This is a genomic window from Anaplasma ovis str. Haibei, assembly GCF_002214625.1.
Lineage (GTDB): Bacteria > Pseudomonadota > Alphaproteobacteria > Rickettsiales > Anaplasmataceae > Anaplasma > Anaplasma ovis.
Map to the genome: position 1 here is coordinate 893,380 of NZ_CP015994.1, position 24,416 is coordinate 917,795.

At 50.1% G+C, this 24,416-nt stretch carries 21 protein-coding genes; 9 read left to right on the forward strand and 12 right to left on the reverse strand.

The genetic code is table 11. The features are described from left to right. Positions 1-24: 24 nt before the first annotated feature. Positions 25-909: an outer membrane protein assembly factor BamD gene (locus AOV_RS03745; RefSeq protein ID WP_233497115.1), complete on the reverse strand. Its 885-nt coding sequence runs from the start codon at positions 907-909 to the stop codon at positions 25-27. A gap of 196 nt (positions 910-1,105) precedes the next feature. Between AOV_RS03745 and purD the strand changes: the two genes are divergently transcribed. The 3 genes from purD (at position 1,106) to glmS (ending at position 4,797) form a co-directional block, all read left to right on the forward strand. Further along, the gene (gene purD / locus AOV_RS03750) at positions 1,106-2,368 is read left to right on the forward strand and encodes a phosphoribosylamine--glycine ligase (protein WP_075139192.1); all 1,263 of its coding nucleotides are present in this window, start codon (positions 1,106-1,108) and stop codon (positions 2,366-2,368) included. 143 nt (positions 2,369-2,511) lie between these two features. After that, positions 2,512-2,901, forward strand: a complete 390-nt coding sequence (yajC, locus tag AOV_RS03755) for a preprotein translocase subunit YajC (protein ID WP_075139523.1) — start codon at positions 2,512-2,514, stop codon at positions 2,899-2,901. An 84-nt stretch (positions 2,902-2,985) separates the two neighbouring features. After that, the gene (gene glmS, locus AOV_RS03760) at positions 2,986-4,797 is read left to right on the forward strand and encodes a glutamine--fructose-6-phosphate transaminase (isomerizing) (RefSeq protein WP_075139193.1); all 1,812 of its coding nucleotides are present in this window, start codon (positions 2,986-2,988) and stop codon (positions 4,795-4,797) included. Positions 4,798-5,087: 290 nt separating this feature from the next. On the opposite strand, the gene dnaN is transcribed toward glmS, so the two are convergent. The 7 genes from dnaN to rplM form a co-directional block, all read right to left on the reverse strand. After that, on the reverse strand, positions 5,088-6,227 hold the full coding sequence (dnaN, locus tag AOV_RS03770) for a DNA polymerase III subunit beta (protein ID WP_075139195.1): 1,140 nt from the start codon (positions 6,225-6,227) through the stop codon (positions 5,088-5,090). A 202-nt stretch (positions 6,228-6,429) separates the two neighbouring features. After that, a complete protein-coding gene (locus tag AOV_RS03775) occupies positions 6,430-7,050 on the reverse strand; it encodes a ribonuclease D (protein ID WP_075139196.1) in 621 nt (206 codons plus the stop codon). Between the two features lie 64 nt (positions 7,051-7,114). Continuing rightward, complete coding sequence (locus AOV_RS03780; protein WP_075139197.1) at positions 7,115-7,990, reverse strand: response regulator transcription factor; 876 nt, start codon at positions 7,988-7,990, stop codon at positions 7,115-7,117. 299 nt (positions 7,991-8,289) lie between these two features. Further along, positions 8,290-8,937 (reverse strand): ECH_1013 family putative transcriptional regulator, encoded by a 648-nt coding sequence (locus AOV_RS03790; RefSeq protein ID WP_075139198.1) that lies wholly within the window; start codon positions 8,935-8,937, stop codon positions 8,290-8,292. Between the two features lie 1,091 nt (positions 8,938-10,028). Further along, positions 10,029-10,556 carry an inorganic diphosphatase gene (ppa, locus tag AOV_RS03800; RefSeq protein ID WP_075139199.1) on the reverse strand — a complete coding sequence of 176 codons (528 nt, stop codon included), beginning with the start codon at positions 10,554-10,556 and terminating at the stop codon, positions 10,029-10,031. 714 nt (positions 10,557-11,270) lie between these two features. Further along, a complete protein-coding gene (rpsI, locus tag AOV_RS03810) occupies positions 11,271-11,717 on the reverse strand; it encodes a 30S ribosomal protein S9 (RefSeq protein ID WP_075139202.1) in 447 nt (148 codons plus the stop codon). Beyond that, positions 11,704-12,195, reverse strand: a complete 492-nt coding sequence (rplM, locus tag AOV_RS03815) for a 50S ribosomal protein L13 (RefSeq protein WP_075139203.1) — start codon at positions 12,193-12,195, stop codon at positions 11,704-11,706. Before rplM ends, rpsI begins: the two co-directional genes overlap by 14 nt. 229 nt (positions 12,196-12,424) lie before the next feature. On the opposite strand from rplM, the gene AOV_RS03820 reads away from it, so the two are divergent. Together AOV_RS03820 and AOV_RS03825 are read left to right on the forward strand one after the other, a co-directional pair. Further along, complete coding sequence (locus AOV_RS03820) at positions 12,425-13,651, forward strand: TolC family protein (protein ID WP_075139524.1); 1,227 nt, start codon at positions 12,425-12,427, stop codon at positions 13,649-13,651. A gap of 27 nt (positions 13,652-13,678) precedes the next feature. Then, a complete protein-coding gene (locus tag AOV_RS03825; protein ID WP_075139204.1) occupies positions 13,679-14,266 on the forward strand; it encodes a DUF2497 domain-containing protein in 588 nt (195 codons plus the stop codon). A gap of 136 nt (positions 14,267-14,402) precedes the next feature. On the opposite strand, the gene AOV_RS03830 is transcribed toward AOV_RS03825, so the two are convergent. Further along, entirely contained in the window at positions 14,403-15,434 is a 1,032-nt protein-coding gene (locus AOV_RS03830; RefSeq protein ID WP_075139205.1) for an Mrp/NBP35 family ATP-binding protein, read from the reverse strand. Between the two features lie 112 nt (positions 15,435-15,546). On the opposite strand from AOV_RS03830, the gene AOV_RS03835 reads away from it, so the two are divergent. Both AOV_RS03835 and AOV_RS03840 read left to right on the forward strand, forming a co-directional pair. Then, positions 15,547-16,515, forward strand: a complete 969-nt coding sequence (locus AOV_RS03835; RefSeq protein WP_075139206.1) for a ribose-phosphate diphosphokinase — start codon at positions 15,547-15,549, stop codon at positions 16,513-16,515. Beyond that, a complete protein-coding gene (locus AOV_RS03840; protein ID WP_075139207.1) occupies positions 16,512-16,835 on the forward strand; it encodes an Asp-tRNA(Asn)/Glu-tRNA(Gln) amidotransferase subunit GatC in 324 nt (107 codons plus the stop codon). Before AOV_RS03835 ends, AOV_RS03840 begins: the two co-directional genes overlap by 4 nt. A 32-nt stretch (positions 16,836-16,867) precedes the next feature. Here AOV_RS03840 and acnA read toward each other — a convergent pair whose 3' ends face one another. Both acnA and apaG read right to left on the reverse strand, forming a co-directional pair. Continuing rightward, positions 16,868-19,504 carry an aconitate hydratase AcnA gene (acnA, locus tag AOV_RS03845; protein WP_117374468.1) on the reverse strand — a complete coding sequence of 879 codons (2,637 nt, stop codon included), beginning with the start codon at positions 19,502-19,504 and terminating at the stop codon, positions 16,868-16,870. A gap of 386 nt (positions 19,505-19,890) precedes the next feature. Beyond that, positions 19,891-20,298, reverse strand: coding sequence for a Co2+/Mg2+ efflux protein ApaG (gene apaG, locus AOV_RS03850; protein ID WP_075139209.1), 408 nt, complete (start codon positions 20,296-20,298; stop codon positions 19,891-19,893). A 122-nt stretch (positions 20,299-20,420) separates the two neighbouring features. Here apaG and AOV_RS03855 point away from each other — a divergent pair, with 122 nt between their 5' ends. Continuing rightward, positions 20,421-21,491, forward strand: coding sequence for a 5-(carboxyamino)imidazole ribonucleotide synthase (locus AOV_RS03855; RefSeq protein ID WP_075139210.1), 1,071 nt, complete (start codon positions 20,421-20,423; stop codon positions 21,489-21,491). Between the two features lie 119 nt (positions 21,492-21,610). On the opposite strand, the gene AOV_RS03860 is transcribed toward AOV_RS03855, so the two are convergent. Continuing rightward, positions 21,611-23,692, reverse strand: coding sequence for a hypothetical protein (locus AOV_RS03860; RefSeq protein ID WP_233497117.1), 2,082 nt, complete (start codon positions 23,690-23,692; stop codon positions 21,611-21,613). 434 nt (positions 23,693-24,126) lie between these two features. Here AOV_RS03860 and AOV_RS05495 point away from each other — a divergent pair, with 434 nt between their 5' ends. Continuing rightward, a complete protein-coding gene (locus AOV_RS05495; RefSeq protein ID WP_267896375.1) occupies positions 24,127-24,252 on the forward strand; it encodes a hypothetical protein in 126 nt (41 codons plus the stop codon). Positions 24,253-24,416 lie beyond the last annotated feature (164 nt).

Sequence of the window (24,416 nt, forward strand, 5' to 3'; positions counted from 1 at the left end):
TGGGTAATGACAGCCGCACACCAATTACAGTGATTCTTCTCTCTGCGCATCCTCCACAGTTTCCTCTCCGACATCAGCATTGCCAGAGGGAGTGGGCACAGCGCTCTCTCCCTGATTATCTCCCTCCTCTTCAATTGAGGTTCCTTCCCGCCCGGCTTGCGCATGGTCCTCTCCGCCCAATAGGCGCTCAGCTCTAGCGCGCCATATGTTGCTTTCGTCTAATTTAGAGAGGTACGCAGCCGCCGATTTGTGGTCCCCCAAAGCTGTGTATGCCTCCATCAACCGGTACAACCCTTCGTTAGTGTACGCTGAATCTGGATATGCAGATATCAGAGATCTGAACCTCTTGATTGCGGCTATATATCCCCCTCGCCTGAGGTAAAACTTACCAATCATGAATTCCCTAGCGGCCAAGTGTTGTTTCACGGCAGCAAGCCTTTCGGAAACCTCGCCCAGGTGGCGCGAGTTGGGAAACATGCGCACAAACTCGTAAGCAAGGTTCCTAACTTCTAGGGCAATTCCCTGATCTAACCCAAGATCGGGTATCTGCATGTACTTAGCTAGAATCCTGACGTAGTAAGCGTAGTCTATACTCTTACTACTAGGGTAGGAATCAATATAGCCCTCCGCAAGAGAGGCAGACTCAGCGTAGTTACCGAGCTCATAATGCGCCACCGCAGCAACTAAACTGCCGTCTATCGCCATTTGCGAAAACGGATATAGAGCTTCTATCTTGTCAAAGACCGCTACAGCCTTCTTATACTGCCCTTCATGGAACAGCCTGAGACCGTCTTCGTAGAGCTTATGTACCCCTTCTTCAGTGAAGGGCGCAGCGACAACGGGGGGCGTAACACAGAAAATGGACAGAGCAACCAAAACAGCGCACAAAAAGCCAGTACGAGGAGCCACGAAACCACACCAAACAAACGTCAGAGAGCCATTAAACCACGCAACCAGACCCATAGCAAGTCTTTTGTCCTACAGGATTCCCGAATATATTCCTGCTAGTTTTGCATGTTGCACAAAACCCTATTGACAAACTGACGATTTGTGGTAGCGTGGCGGTGGCATTTCGTGGTCTTGATGGTCTCTTGTAGGGGGCGGGATGAATGTTCTGGTTGTCGGCTCCGGGGGTAGGGAGCATGCCCTGTTGGACTGCCTGAGCTGTTCCCCCATGTTAACTCGTCTGTTTGTTGCCCCTGGGCGCGAAGCCATGGCGGACTTAGCAACTTTGGTAGACGTAGATGTAACCAACTTTATTGAGGTTGCGCAGGTCTGCAAGCGCGAGAAAATAGACCTAGTTGTTGTTGGTCCTGAGTTACCGCTGATTAGTGGGCTGTCCGACGCGCTCACTGATGAGGGTATTTTTGTTTTTGGCCCATCCAGAGCCGCATCCAGGCTTGAGGCCTCCAAGGGGTTTACCAAAGAGCTGTGCGCCCGTTACAACATCCCCACGGCGAAGCACGGGTATTTTATGGATATCGGCTCCGCCAAGCAGTTCGTAAAGAGAAGTAAGCTGCCACTAGTGGTAAAGGCTGACGGGCCTGCTCAGGGAAAGGGCGTTGTAATATGCCACACCCTGGAGGAAACTTATGATGCATTAGACGCCATGCTTGTGCAGGGCAAGTTCGGCAAAGCTGGCGAGGCAGTTGTGGTGGAGGAGTTCCTGGACGGCAAGGAGATCAGCTTCCTCACCTTGATAGATGGCACCAACCCAGTGGTGCTCGGAGCTGTGCAGGATTACAAGCCTGTGTATGACGGGAACAAAGGGCCAAATACCGGAGGTATGGGAGCATATTCAACTCCGGGAATCATAACTGAAGAGATGGAACACTTGATAGTGCAGAGGATAATATATCCAACCATCAAGGCCATGTTTAACATGGGAATACAATTCAGGGGGTTACTGTTTGCTGGCATAATGATCAAAAAGAACGAGCCCAAGCTTTTGGAATATAACGTTAGGTTTGGAGACCCAGAAACGCAGGCAATGTTGCCTAGATTGGATTCAGATCTGCTGAAACTCATGTCCCTAGCGGCAAAAGGTAGGTTGGGCAGCGAGGTAGTTTCTCTCAATCGCAAATCGGTTGTCTGTGTAGTCGTGGCCAGCAAGGGCTATCCGGGGCCTTATGAATCTGGCTCCGTAATAGGTGGGCTGGACGAGGTTGCCAGGTCTTCTAGCGTCAAAGTTTTTCACGCAGGTACAAAGCGGGTTGGAAATAACTGGGTTTCTGCCGGCGGTAGGGTTTTGAATATAGTGGCCGAAGCGGATGACTTGGCCACCGCTAAGCATCAGGCCTACGCAGCCTTAGATTTATTAGACTGGCCTGGCGGCATGTATAGATATGACATAGGCGCCTGTGAATAGCCTCGCTTGCTTGCTGCGTACGCGGGTGGCGTGTGTTCACGCCCTGGGCCACATCTGGTCGTGCATTGGTTAGCATCTTAGTTGTCCCCTTGACAGCACACCTGCCCTTTGGTAGATTGCGCAATACGTTTTTGGTAGGTTCAATGCTTTTATTTCCTAGTGCCTTGTTCGCCGCTACGGCTGCGGCCCCAGCGCCTACTGCTGGGCTGGGGGCCTCCATCGCTGGGTTTGCTCCGTTGGTTTTCATATTTTTGATTTTCTACTTCTTGGTCATAAGGCCACAACAGAAAAAGCTCAGGGAGCATAACAAGTTGTTGGACAGCATAAAAAAGGGGGACAAGGTCATAGCGTCAGGTGGGCTCTTGGGTACGGTAACTAAGGTTGATGCAAGCAACGGGCACCTGCACATAGAAGTTGCAACAGGAGTGGAAGTTAGGGTGCTGAAGTCGTCTGTGTCAGAGGTGCTTAATAGGGATGGAACCGGTAAGAGTGCCCATGTGGGCAAGTCTCAGTCAACTGCAAAAAGCTGGTAGTTAGTGTGGCGGCTCTCTGGCGTCCTTTCTTGAATAACAAACCAGCGGGTAGTCTGCTGTCCCTGTTCTCAGTCGGGTGTCCTTATGTGTGGTGTGTTAGGAGTCGTTAGCAGTTGTCAGGCAGTTCCTCTGCTGCTATGTGGCCTGCGCCAGCTCGAGTATAGGGGGTATGACTCGTGCGGAATTGCGGTTCTAGACCGTGACATTCAGGTAAGGCGTTCATGCGGTAAGGTTGCCACGCTCAGCGAATTGGTGTCTTCAGAGGGGGGCGCTCTACGGGGCAATGTTGGTATAGCGCACACCAGGTGGGCTACGCACGGGGTTCCGAAGGTTGAAAATGCGCATCCGATATGCGTGGGCAAGGTGGCAGTAGTTCACAACGGAGTCGTTGAGAACTATCCGTCTATCAGGGAACGTCTTGAGGGCAGTGGCAGCAGGTTCTCCACTGATACTGACACGGAAGTCATACCCCACCTGGTCGAGTCTTTGCTGCAAGCCGGATTGTCCCCAAGACATGCAGTCCGGAAAGCGTTGGAAGAGATAGAAGGCAATTTTGCAGTAATATTCATGTTAGCGGGATACAACAGTTTGTTGGCAACCTGCAGAATGCTGCCTATAGTCGTCGGCCAAGGCCCATATGCAAACCTGGTATCCTCAGACGAATATGTCTTGAGTAAATATGCACAGAGGATTTGTTATCTGAAGGACAATCACATAGCCGAAATTTCGCTCAATGACGTCAAGATCTATAACGAGAGTGATGAGGCACTTAACTACGAAACAATACTCATCCGCACGCCCAACACAAACACCGACAAGGCGCCGTACGACCATTTCATGCTGAAGGAGATACACGAACAACCCGGTGTGATACGCAATACAATAAACCAGTTTATCAGTTGTGAAAGCGTCGAGTTCGCATGTGACGCGAACCTGTTTAAATCCTTGACCCATTTGACAATAGTGGGGAGCGGATCATCTTACATGGCCGGCCTGATCGCAAAATACTGGTTGGAAAGCATAGCAAACATCAGGGTGCTGTTAAGTATAGCATCGGAGTTTCGCTACCATCGCATGCAGATATCGGAAAACGACGTGTTCTTGTTCATATCCCAATCCGGGGAAACCGCTGATACACTGGCAGCTTTACGCCATGCAAAAAGGCAAAATGGCACAGTCATTAGCTTGACGAACGTCCCGCGAAACAGCATGGAGAATATATCAGATATTGCCCTCAAGATCCTCGCAGGACCGGAAGTTGGTGTCGCATCAACCAAAACTTTCTCTGCACAATTGGCAGTGCTTGCATGCTTCTCTTTGTGGCTTGCAAAAGTTAGGTGTGTTGTGGCACAGAGCACCTACAAGCAGTTGTTTGAGGCACTTCAGTGCATGGCACAACACGCGTCGGAGGCCCTTGTAACCTCCATAGAACCCGTAGCTGATCTCATATTGCACTACAACCGCGTAATAATAATGGGTAGAGGAACCTGCTACGGAGTTGCGCTGGAAGCCGCACTAAAAATTAGGGAATTGTCCTACATCCACACCATAGGTATCGCGTCTGGAGAGCTTAAGCATGGTTCCATAGCACTTGTGGATGAATCTCTTCCCGTCGTAGCAATTGCGCCATACAACGAGACGTTCACCAAAAACCTGGTTAGCATACAGGAGGTGTCAGCAAGGAAGGGTATGGTTGTAGCCTTCACAGACGGAAAGGGGGCACGGAAGCTCAAGCATCTGTGTAAAGCAATAGTAGAACTGCCCGAGACAAACGCCTTCTCCCTGCCTATAGTATATACGATAGCCGCACAACTTCTGGCGTACAGAATTGCAGTAAAGAAGGGGTTGGATGCGGACCAGCCCCGTAACTTAGCAAAATCAGTCACCGTAGAGTAAGCCCCCATAGCCAAATGGAACTAGCTGACGGAGTAGGCCAGTAGCAAGTGTGAGCACACTGTTTCACTATGGCAGCAATGGTTGTAGTAGCTCGAATATCTTCCTAGGCAAAACGCGTCACACGCATTAGTACCTGTAGCAATGTCGCTCCGCAATAACTGCGCTTTGTCTGCAGCAACTACATGACCAGCGCGCAGCTCCGGAGAGCGCATGAAAGGGGAACAACATACTTGAGAAGGAAGATTATTGCGTGACCGCCGACGCGGGTAGCATGGTAGCTTACAGTGCAATCATATTCTCATGGGCATTATTATGTGCAAGGAACCACCGGGTTCTTTATCTTGAATCAGTACAGCAGCGTTACCATCTTGAAACACGATCTCACACGCCCCCTTCATGCAACCCAATACCTCAATGAGATACCTGGCATTGAGCCCAATAGTAACTTCGCCGCCCTTATAATCTACTTCAAGTTCTTCTCTGGCATCACCCTGGTCAGACGATGCGGAGCTGAGAGTGAGCTTACCGCGAGTGAACGACAGCTTTATGGCCTTGACCTTATCAAAAACCACTACGGAAACGCGGTCCACAGCACTTAGAAGAGAGCACGCATCCATAGACACGCTAGCACCCCTCTCTTGCGGAATTATGGATAAATAATCAGGGAACACCCCGTCAACAACCTTGGATACCATAAAGTACCCCCTGTATCTGAAGCATATCTTGCGTTGCGAGATGCTTACAGACACAACTTGGGACGCATCACCCCCACCGCTTATTATCTTCAAAAGCTCGTTCACCGTTTTTCTTGGCACAATAACACCAACATTGGGTTGCAAGCCGTCCGGCCTGTTAATTTTCGCTAGTGATAAGCGATGCCCATCAGTTGCCACGCAGCACAGCATATCTTCCGCAACGTGCATGTACACGCCCCTGAGGTTGTACCTACTCTCCTCAACGGACATGGAAAACTTTGTCTTGTTTAGCAATTCAGCAAGATGAGGTGCCTGCACATCAAAACCGCAGTCAACCTCACCACCCTCAATTGCGGGAAACTTCTCCGGTGCCACAACGTGGAGAAAGAATTTTGCATTTCCGCACTCAACGAGCAATCGCCCGTTGCTCATCTTGAAGCTCACCGAGCAGTCACCCGAAAGCTTCCTTACAATGTCATACAACAACTGAGCAGAAGCAACCGCGACCCCATCACTCACGACACCGGCGTTAACACGTGCCTCTATTGAGATATCAAGATCAGTCGAAGACAGCTCAACAACACCGTCTTTGGCTTCTAACCTTACGCACGACAGCACCGCTATACTGTTGCGCCTCTCTATAACGCTGCTGACGTAGGCCAAGGACTGCAGCAAATCCTCTCTGCTTATACTGCACTCCAACCCACCACCCACTTTGGTATCCATAAGCACCATACAGAGTTGAGGATTCTAAACGCAACAGGCTCCCGTGTCAACAACCCGTACTGGCCCTGGTTAGGCAGTGCAGGATAACAACACGGGCAGACACTTATGCAACAGTACAGCGGAAACCGCGCGCTTGGCGCGTATTTGTCTATACCACCAACACGGAATTTGGACTACCACAACAAAAAAGTGCAATCGTATAGACCTACGCCTAAAGTTGCGTCTGGTGGCTGAAAATATCTACACCATCCCAGCCTAACAAATCCAACTCTGCTCTTGCAGGAATAAATTTGAAGCAGGATTCGGCGAGTTCCTGCTTATCTTCGCGCTCAAGCATCATATCAAGTTTCTTCTTAATATCATGCAGATATATAACGTCAGCCGCTGCGTAACTGAGTTGCTCGGAAGTAAGCACCTCTCTTCCCCAATCAGAGGATTGCTGCGCTTTGCTGATTTTGACCCCCAGAAGTTCGTAACACAGATCCTTGAGCCCATGATGGTTGGTGTAGGTTCTAACCAACCTTGACGCAATCTTTGTACAATAACAGGGTATCGCCCACATCCCAAAACAGTGACGTATCGCGGCCACGTCAAACCGGGCAAAATGGAATATTTTCATGATATCCTGATTTGAGATAATGCGCCGCAGATTAGGCGCGCTATAATCACCAGAAAACTTGACGAGATGCGCGTCTCCGTCGCCAGAAGACAGCTGCACCAAACACACTCTATCACGTCTACAAACAAGACCCATGGTCTCGGTATCTACGGCAATAATGCCACCCAGATCAAGACCGTCCGGCAAATCATTGCTATGCACGAACACAGCCATGCGTCACCCCGCTTTGAACAACAGGGCCTCACTCTAACACACGCTCCGAAAAAAACAATCCCTCTTAGGCTTCCTCGGCATAATTCCTGCGTTCTTCCGTTTTACCCGCACCACCGCATTCACCATCGGCAGACCACTTGTTATACCCAGGCCTAGCACCCTTGCTGTTGTTGCCGCTGCTATTCTTGGCGTCACTGTCGCTGGCCTTATTAACGCTACCAGAGCCCTTATTGTTGCTCTCTTCGTCATCGCTTGCGCATTCCTTGAGCACGTACCCCCTACCCCACACGGTCTCTATGTAATTTTTTCCGTTGTTCGCTACCTTAAGCTTTTTGCGTAGCTTGCACATGAAGACGTCTATAATTTTGTCATCGGACGGCTCGTCCAATTCTCTGTACAGGTGGGACAGGAACATTTCCTTTGTTAGCACGGTACCAAGGCGGGAGGACAGTAGCTCAATCATTCCGTACTCCTTCTTGGTAAGGTGGATAATCTCACCGTTACATTCGACACATTTGTGATCTAGATTAATGGAGATGTTGCCCACACGCACTATAGATTCTGGGTGCCCCCTAGTTCTGCGCACTATGGCCTTTATCCTGGCAAGCAGCTCACTTTTGTGGAAAGGCTTAGTAATGTAATCGTCAGCCCCGTAGTAGAGACCTTTAACCTTGTGCGCCACAGAAGATATGCAAGACAGTATCAGAACGGGAACCTTGATCCCAGACTCCCTAAGCTTCACTAGTATGTCATAACCATCCACCTTGCCGGGAAAGTGTATATCCAATATTACGACGTCGTAGTCGTCATTCTTGGGAATTATACTACCGTAACAGTCCTGAGCGGAGGCCATGGTCTCACAAAAATGCCCTTCTGAAGACAGAGAAGCCTCCACTGCCCTGGCACAAGCAACATCATCTTCTATCAACAGTATACGCATACCCACACCTCAAAAACCCAACGAACCTCGGGCACCAAAAAACCGCCCCGCACGATGCCCCAACTTCCCAAAGATTAACACATATACCATTATGCTAATCAAGCATAACTGCAAAAAATGTATAACATATTTCTGATGTGTTGCATATACAACACGGCAGTCTCCACAGCATACTTACAAGGGCGTCCCCGTTATAAGCCATGCAACCGGCTTTTCCAACCCGCAACACGAAGAACGCTGAGCATCCAGTACGCGTGTTAACACATTATTAATACAGGGCACAAAAGCTCTGTGCACCGTTACCACAAAGCCCTGGCGTACCATACCACGCGCCCAAGGACCTTAATATCTTCAACTGGGCACTCGTAGGATGAATACTTCTTATTATCACACACCACATGTAGCATGATGTTCTGGCCGTCCCGCACATATTCTAGCCTACGTATCAGAATCCCCACAGAGTCCCGTATAGCAAACACCCCCGCAGGATGAGCAATTTTATCCGACACATCTACTAACACAACGTCCTGCCCCACGAGTGTGGGGGACATACTGTCTCCCTTCACGTCGTAGAAGCGCAAACTCTCGACGCTAAACGGAAGCTTGGTGTGCGCGGGCATGTAAAACCTCGAGCACCGCGTATAGTTATTTCTGTCTTCCTCATCCTCAGATTCCGCAAGATAGTAAACCGGCAACACCCCACCGGAAGTCACGTCATACAAACCATCATCACTGCCGACCAGGTAGGCCAGCGGAACCTGAAGCACCTCAGCAATTGCCATAAGCTTCTTTGAGGTAGGGTTGCTAGACTTCCCACTAAGTATATCATACACAAAGGACTTCCCTACAGACGCCCTATCAGCCAGCTCACGGGCATTTATCCCGATCTTATCCATTTGGGATCTTATCCTAGCTACTATCGTGCTACAACTACCCTGCTTCTCCATAAATTCGCCTTATGGTTAACATAAAATACAGCTTGTACAATTTTCACTACATAAACTCAAGCATTAATGTCACCAATTACGACACAAAATTATGACTTCACAATAATAAGTTAATAAATTTACTGGTATAGCATAAAATAACCTCCTAGACTAATACGTGTAGGAGCGTAAACGGGACTAATTTCGGATGTATAGAACTTGGCAATCCGAACGGGCCCAATCTGTTACCCTATCGCGCTAAAATGCCTAGTAAATTCAGCATACACGCGGGGGCACATCGCTATCAAAGCTGAAATAGCCTACCAACCACGCAAAAGACACGCAGGAGCCATCAAGGCCGAATCGCTGTAACAGGAACCCACTTACAGCCCTCAAAGCCGAGATTCTACAACACACGACACAGGACAACCACAACCTGCAGCCATCAAAACACGGGGGACGACACCACGGCTATCAAAGCTGAAATAGCCTACCAAACACGCAAAAGACACCGCAGCCATCAAGGCCGAATCGCTGTAACAGGAACCCACTTGCAGCTATCAAGCCGAGATCCACACAGCATGCACTTAGCAAAGGATAACCACAAGGCCACCAAGGCTAGCAATGTTACCACACCCGCAAGAGAAGAGAAAAGGCAATCCTCCGGGGATGTACATGGTAGACCATCCCACCAAACCTCGAACAACGCGTTAGCACCCAGCCAGACGGCAACACGGGAAACGCAACCCGCGCGCACCAAAGCAGTCAGGAGCGACACCGCACAGACCCACAATTATCAAGGCAAAATGGCCTGCCACGGGCACCCGCGCAGGGCACACCGCTTTCATCGCAACGTGCAGCTGCAACCAGCAGCATGCATGGCCTAGTTACACCGCGCATGAAAGCTTTGGCCCAAGTAGACACTCTACCAGGAACCCAGTGCTACCTATCTTGAACTTTTTAGGTCACATATAGCACAAAAGTGCGACAAGTTTGCCACTATTTTAGCACACTGCAATTGCGGCACTACAAATGGAGAGCGTGTACAGAAATCCGGTGCTGAAAACGCAAGTACGTTCACCGCATACACTGGTATTCGGCAACTGGCGCGGCTAGCGGGCAGCAGAAGACATTGACTCACGTATTAGGCCCTTGGCAAATTCGGCATCTTTCCACGCACCTACAGAAACGAATTTGTCCTTTTCAAGCTTTTTGTAGAAGGAGAAAAAGTGCGATACGGAATCTAAGAATGACTGTGGCAGATCGGAATAGTCATTAACTCCGTCATAGTAGGGGTCAACCTTGCGCGCCGGTACCGCCACAACTTTAACATCCTCGCCTGACTCGTCGCTCATCATAAGGGCGCCCACAGGCCTCGAAGAAATTACGGCACCAGTGATGACCGGAAACCTGGTAAGCACCAAAACGTCAACTGGGTCACCATCACCAGCAATAGTTTCTGGGATAAACCCGTAATTGCAGGGGTAGTACATGGCTGTAGGCAGGAACCTATCCACACAGAACGCTCCACAGTTCTTATCAAGCTCGTACTTGACAGGGTGCGAATCCTTGCTGATCTCAACAACAACATTAACCTCTTCCGGAGCACTCTTCCCACTACCAATCGCACTTAAGTTCACAACCTACCTCACATAACCACGCGCGCGGACAGGCCTTAGCAACAAATCCAGATCAGTTTATCGCAAGACCCTCAATCAGAAATTTCGTACCGAAACCAACAGGCCACGTGCCGCCACGACGCATACTATGGCGGCAATGTTACCACACCCGCAAGAGAAATAAAGAGGAAAAGCAATCCTCCGGGGGATGTACATGGTAGACCATCCCACCAGATCCAAACAATGCGCTAACGCCCAGCCAAACGGCACAGGACACCCTTAAATCATGAGGTGCAAAACAACCGGGAGCGACACCACGGCCATCAAGGCCGAAATGGCCGCACCACAGGCCACAGTACCCGCGGGGGCCCGCCGCACCAAGGCTGAAATTACCACAGGCACCCATCCCGCAGCTACCAAACACGGGGACGACACCACGGCCATCAAAGCTGAATAGCCTACCACAGGCCACGTGTCCCAAGGCTAGCGATGTTATCACACCCGCAAGAGAAGAGGAAAAGCAATCCTCCGGGATGTACATGGTAGACCTCCTACCAAACCTCGAACAACGCGCTAACGCCTAGCTAAACGTGGGATAGGACACCCTTAAATCATGAGGTGCAAAACAACCGGGAGCGACACACGGCCATCAAAGCTGAACGCCCACCACAGACACACTAATCAGAAAATTTCGCACCGAAACACCAACGGGCCCACCACAACCAAGACGGCTAACTATCTCTTAGAAAATTGGCACTTCTTCCTGGCCTTATGCTGACCGTACTTCTTACGCTCCACAACCCTGGAATCTCTAGTGAGGAAACCAGATTGCCTTAAGACGGGATGAAGCGCGGGATTCATGCACTTTAGCGCCTTGCTGATACCATGGGCCAAAGCCCCAGCCTGACCGGAAATGCCGCCACCAGAAACTACAGCCTTCACATCATAGCAGCCAACGGACGACGAAACCCCAAACGGGGCATTAACCCTGCGACATAGAGATTCCCTCTTGAAGTATTGTGCGCACTCAACCCCGTTGACCGTGATCACACCACTTCCCACCTTTAACCATACCTTAGCAACGGCAGTTTTCCTACCACCAGTACCGTAAGAGCGACCAAATTTGTCTATTTTAGCAACAGACTCGCCACCAGGAGCGGCAGCCTCCTCACCCTCTGTCATTTCTTCCCCTTGCATTCTTAACGTTCACCGCACCAAAGTCCAGCAGCGCGGGCTTCTGAGCATCGTGGCCATGGACCGGACCAGCGTACACTTTGAGATTCTTGAAGCGTCGCCTTGCCAACGGGCCATCACCCAGCATCCTCCAAACAGCCATCTTTACTATCCTCTCGGGACGGCCGGCGCGTTCAATATCTATGGGAGTGCAGCTCTTCAGCCCACCAGGGTACCCGGTGTGCCTGTAGTAGACTTTGTCCTTGCGCTTGTTGCCAGTAAATCTGGCGCGGCCAGCGTTGATGATAATTACATTATCTCCGCAGTCCATGTGGGGTGTGTACTCAGGCTTGTTCTTGCCACGCAACACGCTAGCAACAAACGCCGCAAGTCTACCGACTACCGCCCCATCAGCGTCTATAAGCACCCAACGCTTGTCTACCTGGCTAGCCTTTAGAGAAAAAGTTCTCGCGCCTAATACACCCATAATCAAATCACAAAAACCAAAACGCACCACCGTCACTCTAGCGCCATATCCCGTGCTTGTCAATTTCAAAACTGGGCCCCACAACCGAGAAATAGGCGATGTAGGTAGCACAAGTTGTGCGGCCACGGAGTATACTCTAAACTCTGTATGTGGCGTGATTAAGATGTTGCGCAGACGGCGATTTTACATGACTATAGCACGTGAGACAAACAGTAGCTGGTGGTTGCTTATGCGTATAGGATTTCTATTACTTTCGTCTGCCTGTTTAGTTGCCCTTTCTTCCGGGGCTTATGGGACCTCGCTGGATGAGGCGCTGAAAAAAACGCTGGAGAATAACTACGCCATCAAGGCAGGCGTGTATAGGAGCTTGGCCACCAAAAGGGAGATAGCCAGCGCGGTCATCAGGGGGTTCTTACCTAGAGTCACCTACGACTTCGTCGTACAGAAAGATGGTAGGCATGCATCGCAGAGTATGTCTACTTTGACCTTAACACAACCCATGTTCGATGGTGCAGCAACACTCGCCCTCGATAAGGCCAAACATTTACACAATGCGCAGGATGTGGGGCTCGCTCTGGAAAAACAGAAAACTTTACTGAGCGCAATAAAGACGTACATGGGAGTACTGACTGCGTATGAAGTACACAAATTGAACGAGAATAACGTAAAGGTTTTCGAGCAGCACATGCTTGCGGCAGAAAAACGATTTTCTGTAGGGGAGATCACAAAAACTGAGCTTGCCCAGGCGAGGGCGAGGTTTTCCGCCGCGAAGTCTGACGCTATGAGCGCAGCAGGTAAGTTAAAAGCCATGGAGGCAAGTTACACCCGCATAGTAGGGGAAAAACCGGTTGACTTGAAATACCCTAGGCATAGGCTACACATTCCCGAATCGCTGCAGGAAGCCATAGAAGCCTCAAAAGCTGGCAATCTTGCTCTCACACTATCGAGGTGTTTGTATCAGGCATCAAAACGCGATGTAGCCATAGCGACAGCCAAGAAACTGTTGCCATCGTTGAGTGTATCTGCATCTGAGCTGTTCCCAGGTATAAGTGTGAACAAGGCGTCGCAGCGATTGGAAGTGCGTTTGCGGTTCCCAGTCTTTGAGCAGGGAACAGGGTTCATGGATATAGACCGGGCACACAAAATTCGGCAACACAAGCTATATTCCTTGCGCGAAGAAATGCGGGAAATTGAGGAGTCGATAATACTGGCCTGGGAAAATTTGGCGACGTCTAGGTCTGTATTGAAATCCGCGCGCGACTCAGCCAGGTTTACTGAAACAGCGCTGGAGGCGATAAAGCAGGAAGCAAAGCTGAATTTAAAAACGACTTTAGACGTGCTGGATGTTGAACAGGAATTGCTCAAGGCAAGAGTGAACACGATAAACGCGCACAGCGAGTTGATTGTGAGCCAGTACAATTTACTTGCCTTAACTGGGCAATTTAATATTAATTAGGTTACGTACCTTGAGGATGTGCTTGTTATGAGTGGTTCCGGCAGTCTTCAGTCCATAAGGGATGTCGTTGCAAGTATAAGGAAGGTTATACTCAGCGACCCCCAATCGCATGATGACGTAATGTACCTGGAAAATCCAGAGAACTTGGATGTGATAAGCTACAAGAGGGAGGGCCCCAGCGTATCCGGCAGCGTTTGTGCCACGCAGAGTGTTGGTAGGGTACGCCACTCCAAGAATTTTTGTTCGGTGGGAAGGGAAGTGCAGCAACGCCAGATAAGTTGCTCCATGGAGCTAACCGAGAGTTCGTCCCTGGCCTCCTTTGCGGAAAGTAGCACAGCGCCGGTAGGTGCAGACGAAAGCGCTTTACTCTCTCGAGAGAACATAGAAGCAGCAACTAAAGAAATAAAAAAGCTGGTGGATGCGGCCATGGCCACAGAAAGCCCGGCAGCTGCCCCTAGCCCACCAGTGGAAGATAGCAGCAAGGGCCTCTCTGTTGAAGAGTTGGCGCTTAGTGTGCTGCGGCCTAAGCTTTCTGAGTGGTTGAATGAGAATCTGCCTGGGCTAGTTAGGGAGATTGTGGAAAGAGAGATCGGCAAGTTGATTAAACAACAGTGACAGTTTGCAGCGGAATGCACGACCGGGTTTGTGTTGTTTTCCCGGTAGTGTGCGCTCTGGCCTGCATGTGGAACCTTGGCTCTGAGTCGTTGCTCATGACGTCACTATTCCGCGCTACCATCCCCGTCCCGTACGGTTACATTGCACAGCCCTCAGTGACGCTTGCTAGCATGTTCTCTGTGATTCGATCGTAGGCTTTTAGTAGGTCTGTATTCCCTATAGTTGGGTCTCTGCGCTCCGAGGTTTGGCAAATCTCGGGGTCAATTCTGATATCACCGAGGAACGGTGCACCAGTCAGCCTAGAGATATCTTGCGCTCCTCCTGTGCCAAACACGTAGGTTCTACTGCCAGATGCGCCGTCGAAAAAATAGCTCATATTCTCTACAACCCCGGATATTTTTATATTCAGATTTGCAAGCATATCACAGGTCTTCACGACCTGCAGCACTGACAGCTTCTGCGGAGTGGAGACTACCACTGCTCCGGTTATAGTAAATTTGGCAAGGCTAATATGCACGTCACCAGTGCCTGGGGGTGTATCAATTATCATGTAGTCTATCTCACCCCAACTTGTGCCCACCATGAGTTTGTCGATTGCCTTGGTAAGCATGGGGCCCCGCCATACTATCGCCTTGCTCTTGTTCTCAACAAGATTCCCAATCGAAATGCTTTTCAGCCCAAAATTTTCCAGGGGCACTATCATGCCATCGCGGTCGATTCCTGCCAGGGCGTCAGCCCCAAGTAGGTGTGGAATTGAGGAGCCATAAATGTCTGTATCCACAAGCGCGACTTTGTGTCCACGCCTTACAAGAGACAGAGCAATTTGAGTCGCTACAGTGGATTTTCCCACACCCCCTTTGCCAGAAACAACTAACACCACACTGCGCACTCCTTTGATCTTAACCTTGGGTATGCATGACGTGCGTCTTTGCACTAGGGCGACAGTTACATTTGATATGCCAGCTATACCTTTCTGGATTTCGTTTATACACTTCGCCTTGAAGTTCTGTTCCCACGATTTAGTAACCTGTCCGGGCATGTCTAGTATTACACCTACATTGCCCCCATTTAGGGTAATGGAGAATTTTCCAACACTAGCCACGTTGCCACCTGTTTCCGGATCTGTAATATTCTCCAGAATTTTCCTAACATCCTGTTCGGTAAACATGGCAACTTCGCATAGCAGAGTGAAAAATTATGGTACCACGTATGGTAAAACATGTTTACTTTTGTGACACACCTAATTATCATGCGCTCGTTAATGGCGACGTTTGGTCAGTATGGTAATAGTACCTGGCAGCACTGCCACGGCTCTTGCTGCAAGTTTGTCGAGTGTGACGGGGTTCCCGGTGGTCACACCCTGCATTTCTAGGTTCGCGGACGGGGAAATCAGCGTTGAGTTTCCAAATAGCGCTGCGGAAGCACCGTATAAGAATGTGGTCCTGCTTCAATCTTTGTGCAAACCCGCGAATGACAGCTTAATGGAGCTGTTGCTGCTGGCGGACGTTGTGCGGCGGACTTGCGCGCCAGACAGGATGACCGCTGTGGTGCCTTACGTGTGTTATTCTCGGCAGGATAGGGTAACGTCCCGGGTAGTGGGTGAGCATGGCTTGGTAACGTCAGCACTTAGCTCCAAGGTTGTCGCTAAGTTGCTAGGATCATCTGGAATAGATCACCTGATTACCGTAGACTTGCATTCCAGCCAGACAGTTGGGTTCTTCGAAATGCCGTTTACCAATCTGCCCGTATCGGGGCTGTTTGTCGAGGAGATTGGTGACAGTCACATACTGGAAAAGCTGGTGGTCGTGGCACCTGACTGTGGGTCTTTGCCCAGAGTTAGAGAGTTTGTTCGGGCGTTGTCAGAAGAGCGCAAGGTCAGCTCTGTGCAGGTAGCAGTGATTGACAAATATCGCGAAAGCCCCGGAGTATCTGAAGTGGTGCACGTGATTGGTAGCGTTAAGGATAGGCACTGCGTCATCTTGGACGATATAGTAGACTCGGGAGGTACGCTGTGCAATGCGGCTGCAGCCCTGAAAACGAGGGGAGCCATGAGTGTGCACGCACGCATAACCCACGGCGTGTTCTCTGGAAGCGCGGTTGACGCTATAGAAGCGTCAGAACTGGACTCTCTGGTTGTAACAGACACAATTAGCGGAATATCTTTCCCAGAGGGCAAGATAAAGGTACAATCGGTAGGCAAGCTTTTGGGGGATTGCGTACTTTCGCACTTTGTTGGGTACAAGGCATGAGTAAGTTCTCGGATGAAGGAGCGGCCTACAGCGTGGGGCGCGAAGAGCTCGTTAGGGGAGCCAGGTTGGTGAGGCTCAGGGTGCCGGAACATGAGGCTGATCGGTACTGCAAGGAGCTCGGTAGTGTGGTCGCGTGGTTTAATATGTTGTCTGAGGTCGACACAGAAGGTGTAGACCCCGTACTGTACGGGGGGGTGCCTCGTCTATCGCAGGTACGTGATGACGTTGTGGATGATGGGGGAATCAGAGATCAGGTGCTTTCTCACTCTGAAGCGGGCACAGAAGCCGGATGCTTTTTCGTGAAAAGGGTCATAGAGTAAGAAGCGCGAAGGTCACGCGCTACAGCCCAACATCACGCATCACCAGCAATACTCTCTCCAACCATCCTCTTCAGGACGTAGTGCAGCACACCTCCGGAGGCAAGGTACTCTTCCTCAACTTCAGTGTTTATCGCACACAATAGTGGAATTTCTCGTTCAGAGCCATCCACCTCACGAATTTTACACACAATTTCCTCGCCGACACCCACGCTTCCGCTTAACGTGATCACTTCATTGCCGGAAAACACATTGTCACTAGTCCGTTTGAAAGTTAGCGGTAATACTCCCATGCCTACCAGGTTGGATCTGTGTATGCGTTCAAAGTCTTCCGCTATTACTGCCCTGACCCCAAGCAGCAACGTACCCTTTGCCGCCCAGTCCCTACTAGACCCCGCACCATATCCCTGTCTCGCAATAATCACTAGCGGCACATTGGCCTCCCTGTAGAGCATAGCAGCCTCAAACACCGTCATAACCCTTTCTGTTGGGACGTGCTTTGTGAACCCGCCCCGCACTTCATTGAGCATCTCATTTTTTATCCTGATGTTGGCAAAGGTACCACGTAACATTACGTGATGGTTGCCTCTCCTGGCGCCATACGAATTGAAGTCTCGTTCTTGGACGCCATTACGCATAAGAAACTCACCCGCGGGGCTCTCTACAGGAATATTGCCAGCAGGAGAAATATGGTCAGTAGTAACACCGCTGCCAAGCAACATCAGTATCCTGGCACCACTTATGTTAAACTTCCTGCCAGCCACCCTGCTGCTGGGTTCCCCCATAAAATAGGGGGGGCTCTGCACGTATGTGCTACCAGGCTCCCAATTGTAGGTTGCATCACCATTGTATTCAACGTTCTTCCAAATGTCATCACCACTGAAGACGTCCTTGTACTTTTCCGCAAATACTTCCCTGGATACAAATTTTGCAATTACCTCTCCAATTTCACGGCTTGAAGGCCATAGGTCACGCAAGAAAACATCGTTGCCTCTGGAATCCTGACACACCGGATCGCGCGTAAGATCCAAGAGAACCGTGCCCGCCAAGGCGTAGATAACCACAAGAGGTGGCGAGGCAAGAAAATTGGCCTTAACGCACGGATGTATTCTCCCCTCAAAATTCCGGTTGCCAGATAGCACAGATGCCACTAGCAAATCTTGCGCTTTGATCAGGCTTTCAATTTCTCCGGCAAGTGGGCCAGAATTTCCTATGCAGGTTGCACACCCGTACCCAGCAATATTGAACCCGATGTCATCCAGGCATTCCTGCAAACCTGAAGCCTGCAAGTATGCCTCAACAACCCTAGAACCAGGTGTGAGGGAAGTTTTAACCCAAGACTTGGGCCTAATGCCAAGTTGTTTTGCCTTACGCGCAACAAGCCCCGCCGCTATCATCACATGTGGGTTAGAGGTGTTAGTACAACTGGTAATCGCCGCAATAACTACGTCTCCATTTTTCACGACAGAGTTGTGCTCAGTTTTTCTATGTGTTGCACACCCCGCCAGAGTGCGCGGAACTTGAGACAGCAAAACCCGTTCCTGCGGCATTTTAGGCCCCGCAACAACAGGTTGTACTTCCGCCAAATCCACGGTGAGCTCGTCTGAATAAGCTGCCCCGCTGCCATTCTTGTACCACAAGCCCTGCGCACGCAGATATGTCTCAACAACGTCTATATCTTCTTTCGAGCGCCCGGTGATGTCTAGATAGTCCAGCGTGCCCTGATCGAATGGGAAGAATCCACAGGTTGCGCCGTATTCCGGTGCCATATTTGCAATTGTAGCTCGATCAAACACGGATAGGTTCTTTAGCCCCTCTCCGTAAAACTCGACAAATTTTCCTACTACGCTTTTCTTTCTGAGAATGTTAGTAATAGTCAGCACCGTATCTGTCGCAGTTACACCTTCGCGCAACTTGCCGCGTAGCTCTACCCCCAACACCTCGGGGACTGTCATGACTATCGGCTGCCCAATCATTACAGCTTCTGCCTCTATGCCGCCAACACCCCACCCCAATACCGCAATTCCGTTTACCATTGTGGTGTGGCTATCAGTCCCAACAACAGTGTCCGGACACAGAACTCCGCCGCAGTTCCATACAATTTTGGCCAGATGTTCTAGATTAACCTGGTGGCATATACCAGTACCAGGTGGTATTACACGAAGGTTGCTAAATGCGGACTGCCCCCACTTGAGGAATTTATAACGCTCCAAATTTCGCGACATCTCCAGCCTAACATTTTTCGCCAGTGCATCTTGTGTGCCGTAGAAATCAACCTGCACGGAATGGTCTATTACCAGATCCACAGGAATTTTTGGATTTATTAAGCTCGGGTCGCATCCCTTCTCCTGCACATAATCGCGCATGGCTGCCAGGTCCACAAGCGCGGGCACCCCAGTAAAATCTTGCATAATAACCCTGGTAGGCATGAAACTTACTTCACACTCCGTACCTGTGTTTATGCGGTTAGCTAGCCTTTTGAGGTCACCAAGCGTAACATGAACGCCATCCTCGTTACGCAACAGATTCTCCAGCAAAATCTTGAGCACAAACGGAAGCTTAGTGCCATTGAGGCCCAGCCCCTGGTAGGCCGCATCCAATGCGAAGTAGTCGTGGGAACCCCCGCCTACACGTAACTGCCTGCGTGTTTGTAGAGAATCCAAGCACGTCACACCTAACCTCCGTACAGCAACCCAGCGCAGCCTTTCGTAGGATAGCAGATGTCCGCTGCGCCGTCACCCTCTAATTAACAGCGGCTTATAACCACCAATCCCGCCCACATATTAACATGACAATTGACTTGTTTAACATTAACGCGTGCGTCATTATAGCGCATTGTGCCGAACAACCGCGGATAAGCGGCGAGTTAAAGGCGCGGTCAAGCACAAACAGGCGCAGCAGCACTTCACGGGAGAGAAGGCGCACGGCGCCAGCGAATTCAGCAAAGCTCAGGCCAGCTAGACGTAAGGCAAGACAGACGCCGCACCACAGCGCAACACACGGCACCTCGGGGTAGCGTCAGCAGGCACCCAAGCGCGGCACCGAGAAAAAAGATGGCCTAGTTAAGCCTAACGATATCGTACGGGCTATCGAGCGAAAAGGTGGGCACGTCTACGTAGAACACTTGCGCTTTGTCCTCATCCACAAATTGGTACCACCCATTCATAACCCCAGACGGAGTACTCAGGCACGTACCACTAGTGTACTCGAAAAACCCCCCAGGCTTTAGCACGGGCTGCCGCCCTACCACACCAGACCCGCTAACCTCGTTTATCATGCCTTTAGAATCTATTATCTTCCAGCTGCGCTTCAGCAGCTGCACCGTAGAATCGCCGACGTTTTTTATCTTGACGCTGTAAAGCCATATGTAGCAATTCTCGTGCGGCATAGAATGCTCTTCGAGATAACTCGGAGTTACCTCAACCTCTATCAGACCAGTCGCACCGCCACACCCAAGCGTCGTCATAGCGCAGCACCACCCCCACAACTTCGTAAAACAAACGCGCGGTCCACCGGACCCTAATTGAAGAATCTCCTCCCAGCGATATAATTATAGTTGCTTTTCGTTTTTACATCAATCGCTATCACATGCACAAATCACATGCACACACTGGTGCCACCATTGGCATCGTAGGTGGCGGACAACTTGGTAAGATGACTTCCTTGGCCGCATCACAAATGGGTTACAGGACCCACGTATTTGCGGAACATTATGATGACCCGGCAGTCTTTGTCACTAACACCTCTACCATTGCGAGTTTTAGCGATGACAGCAAGCTGCTGGATTTTGCATCTACGGTTAACCTCGCAGTCATAGAATTTGAAAACATACCCACTAGTGCAATAGACGTCATCGCGACAAAGGCCCCCGTACACCCCGGAAGAACTGCACTGTATGTTGCACAAAACAGGATACGAGAAAAGCAGCATATGCGCGGACTTGGCGTCCCAGTGGCAGATTTTGCAGTAGTTAATTGTTATGAAGAACTGCTAGAGGGTATTGATGACATCGGCTACCCATGCTTACTCAAGACCGCGGAGCTCGGATACGACGGCAGGGGGCAGTACATGCTGAAAAGCAGCAGCGATATAGCCAGGGTATCATCCCTAGATTGGAGTCGAGGCTATATTTTGGAAAAGTTTGTCGACATACATGAGGAGATTTCCTTGATTATTGCTGTAGCAGCAGATGGGTCATACGAGCTATTTCCAATCGCACAGAATTACCACATCGATGGTATTTTAGACAGGTCAATCGTACCTGCACAGGTAAAAAATTCTGTGCGCAAGCAGGCAGCGGAAATGGCCGTCACCATAGCAACTTCGCTTGGTGTCGTGGGAATTCTAGCCGTTGAGTTTTTTATCACAACAGGTGGGTTGCTGTTGGTGAACGAGATAGCACCACGCCCGCACAATTCCGGCCACTGGAGCATGGACGCATGTAATGTAAGCCAATTTGAGCAGCTGGTGCGCGCAGCGTGTGGCCTACCGCTTCGGAGGGTGCAGCTACTTGCACCTTGCGTCACAGAGAACGTTTTTGGCGACACGGCTGCAGTCTACCAAACGCACTCGCATCCGTGCAGCAGCATACACATATACGGCAAGCGAGAACCTAGGCAGCGTAGAAAGATGGGGCACGTAAATACTCTCAGGTACTAGGATAAGTGCCAATCGTGTGTTGCGGTTGATCCCAACGGCCACAAGCCAAGCGCAAAGACCGGGTGTAACTCCCACGGATGCGCGCAAGATTGTGCAGCAATCAAGTGCTTCGTACGCACTCAATCAACGCAGTGCAACTTTATTGAGCCGGAATCCGATGGGTTTGTAGACGATGAATCCGGTACAACGCCACTGTGAATGACCACAAGATTGCTATTGCCTGCGTGGTATGTTTTATCCACCCTATACGGGCTGGGGGAACCCCTGGCATGCTTCTTAGCCGGAAATATAATGCAGTCGCTCCCCTTATGGTCTTTGAGATCTGAAGTGTCCACAGAGCCCACGCACAGCTTAAGTACAGTCTGCAGCCGAGTAGGGCTGTGTCCCAAACCGAATATTGCAGTTAGCCCATCTTGCCAAGCAAGGTTTTTGATCAGGTGCACGGTCATTTCGCCAACGGTACCCGGTTCATATAGCTCAGCCCTAATGAACTTGCAGTTCTTGAAAATACCACTCTTTGCATACCGGTATTTCGGCTTGCTGTAGTCCTCCCTTTGCCCATCTGGCCCGACGTACGCGTCACTCGCAGCATGTACTTTTGCCTGTTTCGACACTAGCATGCAAAGTCCTTGATCATACGGATCACCGACTTCCATGGCCTGAGAATTCAGTGCTTCGCGGTGCCTATGTAGCGGAGTTGAATACCGCATGGGCACCCTGTCCAAGTTTGGACAAAAGCTATCTACATTACTCACAACACCCATCCTCTTTATATCGTCTTTCATCAGGTAGACAATTCCCTGAGATCCAGGAACCAGCAAATCCAGCAATTCCTGTTTCTCCCATAGAGGTATGTCGGGAAACCCTGGGCAACCGTCACTCACTAGGCTCCTTTCACTGTTCCCCAGATTAACTATCGTTTTCTCTACAGAAAGACCACGCACTTCGCGCATACCCACGCTTTGGGCACCCAGTTTTGCATAACCTGAAGTATCTATGCGCCCTTGCGCAGTTTTGAGCATAACACGATATTGGGCCAGGTGCAGCGTACATTCTGGGCAGTGTGTGACAATCGAAGATTGAGAGTGCATTCCGTCACCGGGCGCATCAAGCTCGAGCCTAACATTTTTGGAAATCCCCACACTGGAAGCAAACGGTTGGTCAATCACTAAGCACCTAAGATTGCCAGAGTGACCCGATAGGTATCTTAGTTCAGGCTTGGACCCGTCCTCGCACAATAGGTGCCCTGCACGCACCACACCAACACTTACAGGATCAGATGCGACACCTTCTGGGCACTTGGCATACTGCTCGAACATGTAATCATCAGACACAACCGGAATTATCACTGATAATTCAGCAGGAAAATCCATGTTTTTGCCTGCTCGCAATTCAAAAACACACTTTTTCTTGTCGAGACACCCAGGAAACCTAACCGACATCATGTTGCGTTTGTTGCGCACTTTTCGAATCTTGGGTTTGGGCAAGAAGGGTGTGGGCACGCACTCGGTGTATACTTTCTCGCCTCCCTCCTTGTAAGTACCGCATATTAGGTCTTCGCGCATTTTTTTCTCAACATCAATGACGTAGGTGCTACCCAGCAGAGTAACTGTAAACTCCTTTTTGGTTTCCCCAGCTTCCAGATTCAGGTACAAGCTACGCCCAACAGAAGCAGATCTGCCTTTGCTATCGTCAGTATAGCTTACGACCCTGATGCCCGGGTGAAAATAGCCCTGTTTGGAAAACGATACCGGAACAAACTTCACGCGTTTTCTCCCAGGCAAAAAGCTACAAAAGCTTGGTGTATCTATGGCAATAAGTGGCCTACAAGCGGCATGTTTGCACGACATACTACCATGCATTGCATACGTCTTATTGTGGCAATACTCCGAGACGCAGGCGCATAGCTCCCCGCTTTCTTCATCAAAGTATGCCGACCCACAATATTCAATGGCACTTGGTAGTGCTGGGGGCAGCAATCCCGTAGAGGCCGCTGCATAGTATCTTGCAATTGCTATTACATCGTGGTCAAAGTACCCGGGTATCCTGACACCTTCTCCAGGGCCAGCGGAAACACACTTGTCTTGGTGACAAAAATAGACATTTGGGTTAAAAAACTGCTCCCTTGAATTATCTGCCCCATATTCACCTTCAGCAACGCGAGGATCGGCGAAGTTTATGAGCTTGTGACCTGCATACACACATGGGCTCACTACACAGGATAGTACAGAGACCAGAATAGACACGCATATGACTTTTGCTGCACTATAGTACATAAACGGTGCACTACCAAAAGCCGCATGTCTTAATGTGGAAGGGTTAAGAAATCCATACTACGGGTAATGACGTGACGCGCTCATGCCATCATTTCCGGGCACTAACTACACCGGCGTTAGGGGAAGCTCCCGCATCCACCGCGCAAAGGCATAATCTATGCGCATTTTGGAAATTCCACAAAAAAGTTTGGCAGTGAGTTGTATAGTCCGCGTCAGCCCCACTTTATGCGCGCAGCTCATATCCCCCCCCCCAACCAATTCAGGCATCCTCTCCTTCTTCTCACCTTGTGGAAGTCCTAACGTTTGATGCCATGAACAAGTTGGTCACGTTGTCATCTACAACTATAGCGAGATAGGTAATGAGTCTCAGTTCACACAAGACGTATGCATATAGTGTTGCAGTAGCAAACGCAGCTTATGCGGTGTCGGGGCGTACAGGCAAGAAGCAATATGCCCTAAATTACAACTATGGCGATAAGAGGTAATGAGCATCAGTCTGCACATAGCACTTATAGTACTACAGTGTCGGAGGTGTTTACAGGCAAGAGGAAGTTCCCAATAGCAATGGTTGCACAACATGGAGGCACATTGGGGCAGAGCGTGAAGCATAATGCCTGGGTATGAAGCCCCAAAGGCAATATTTGCAATG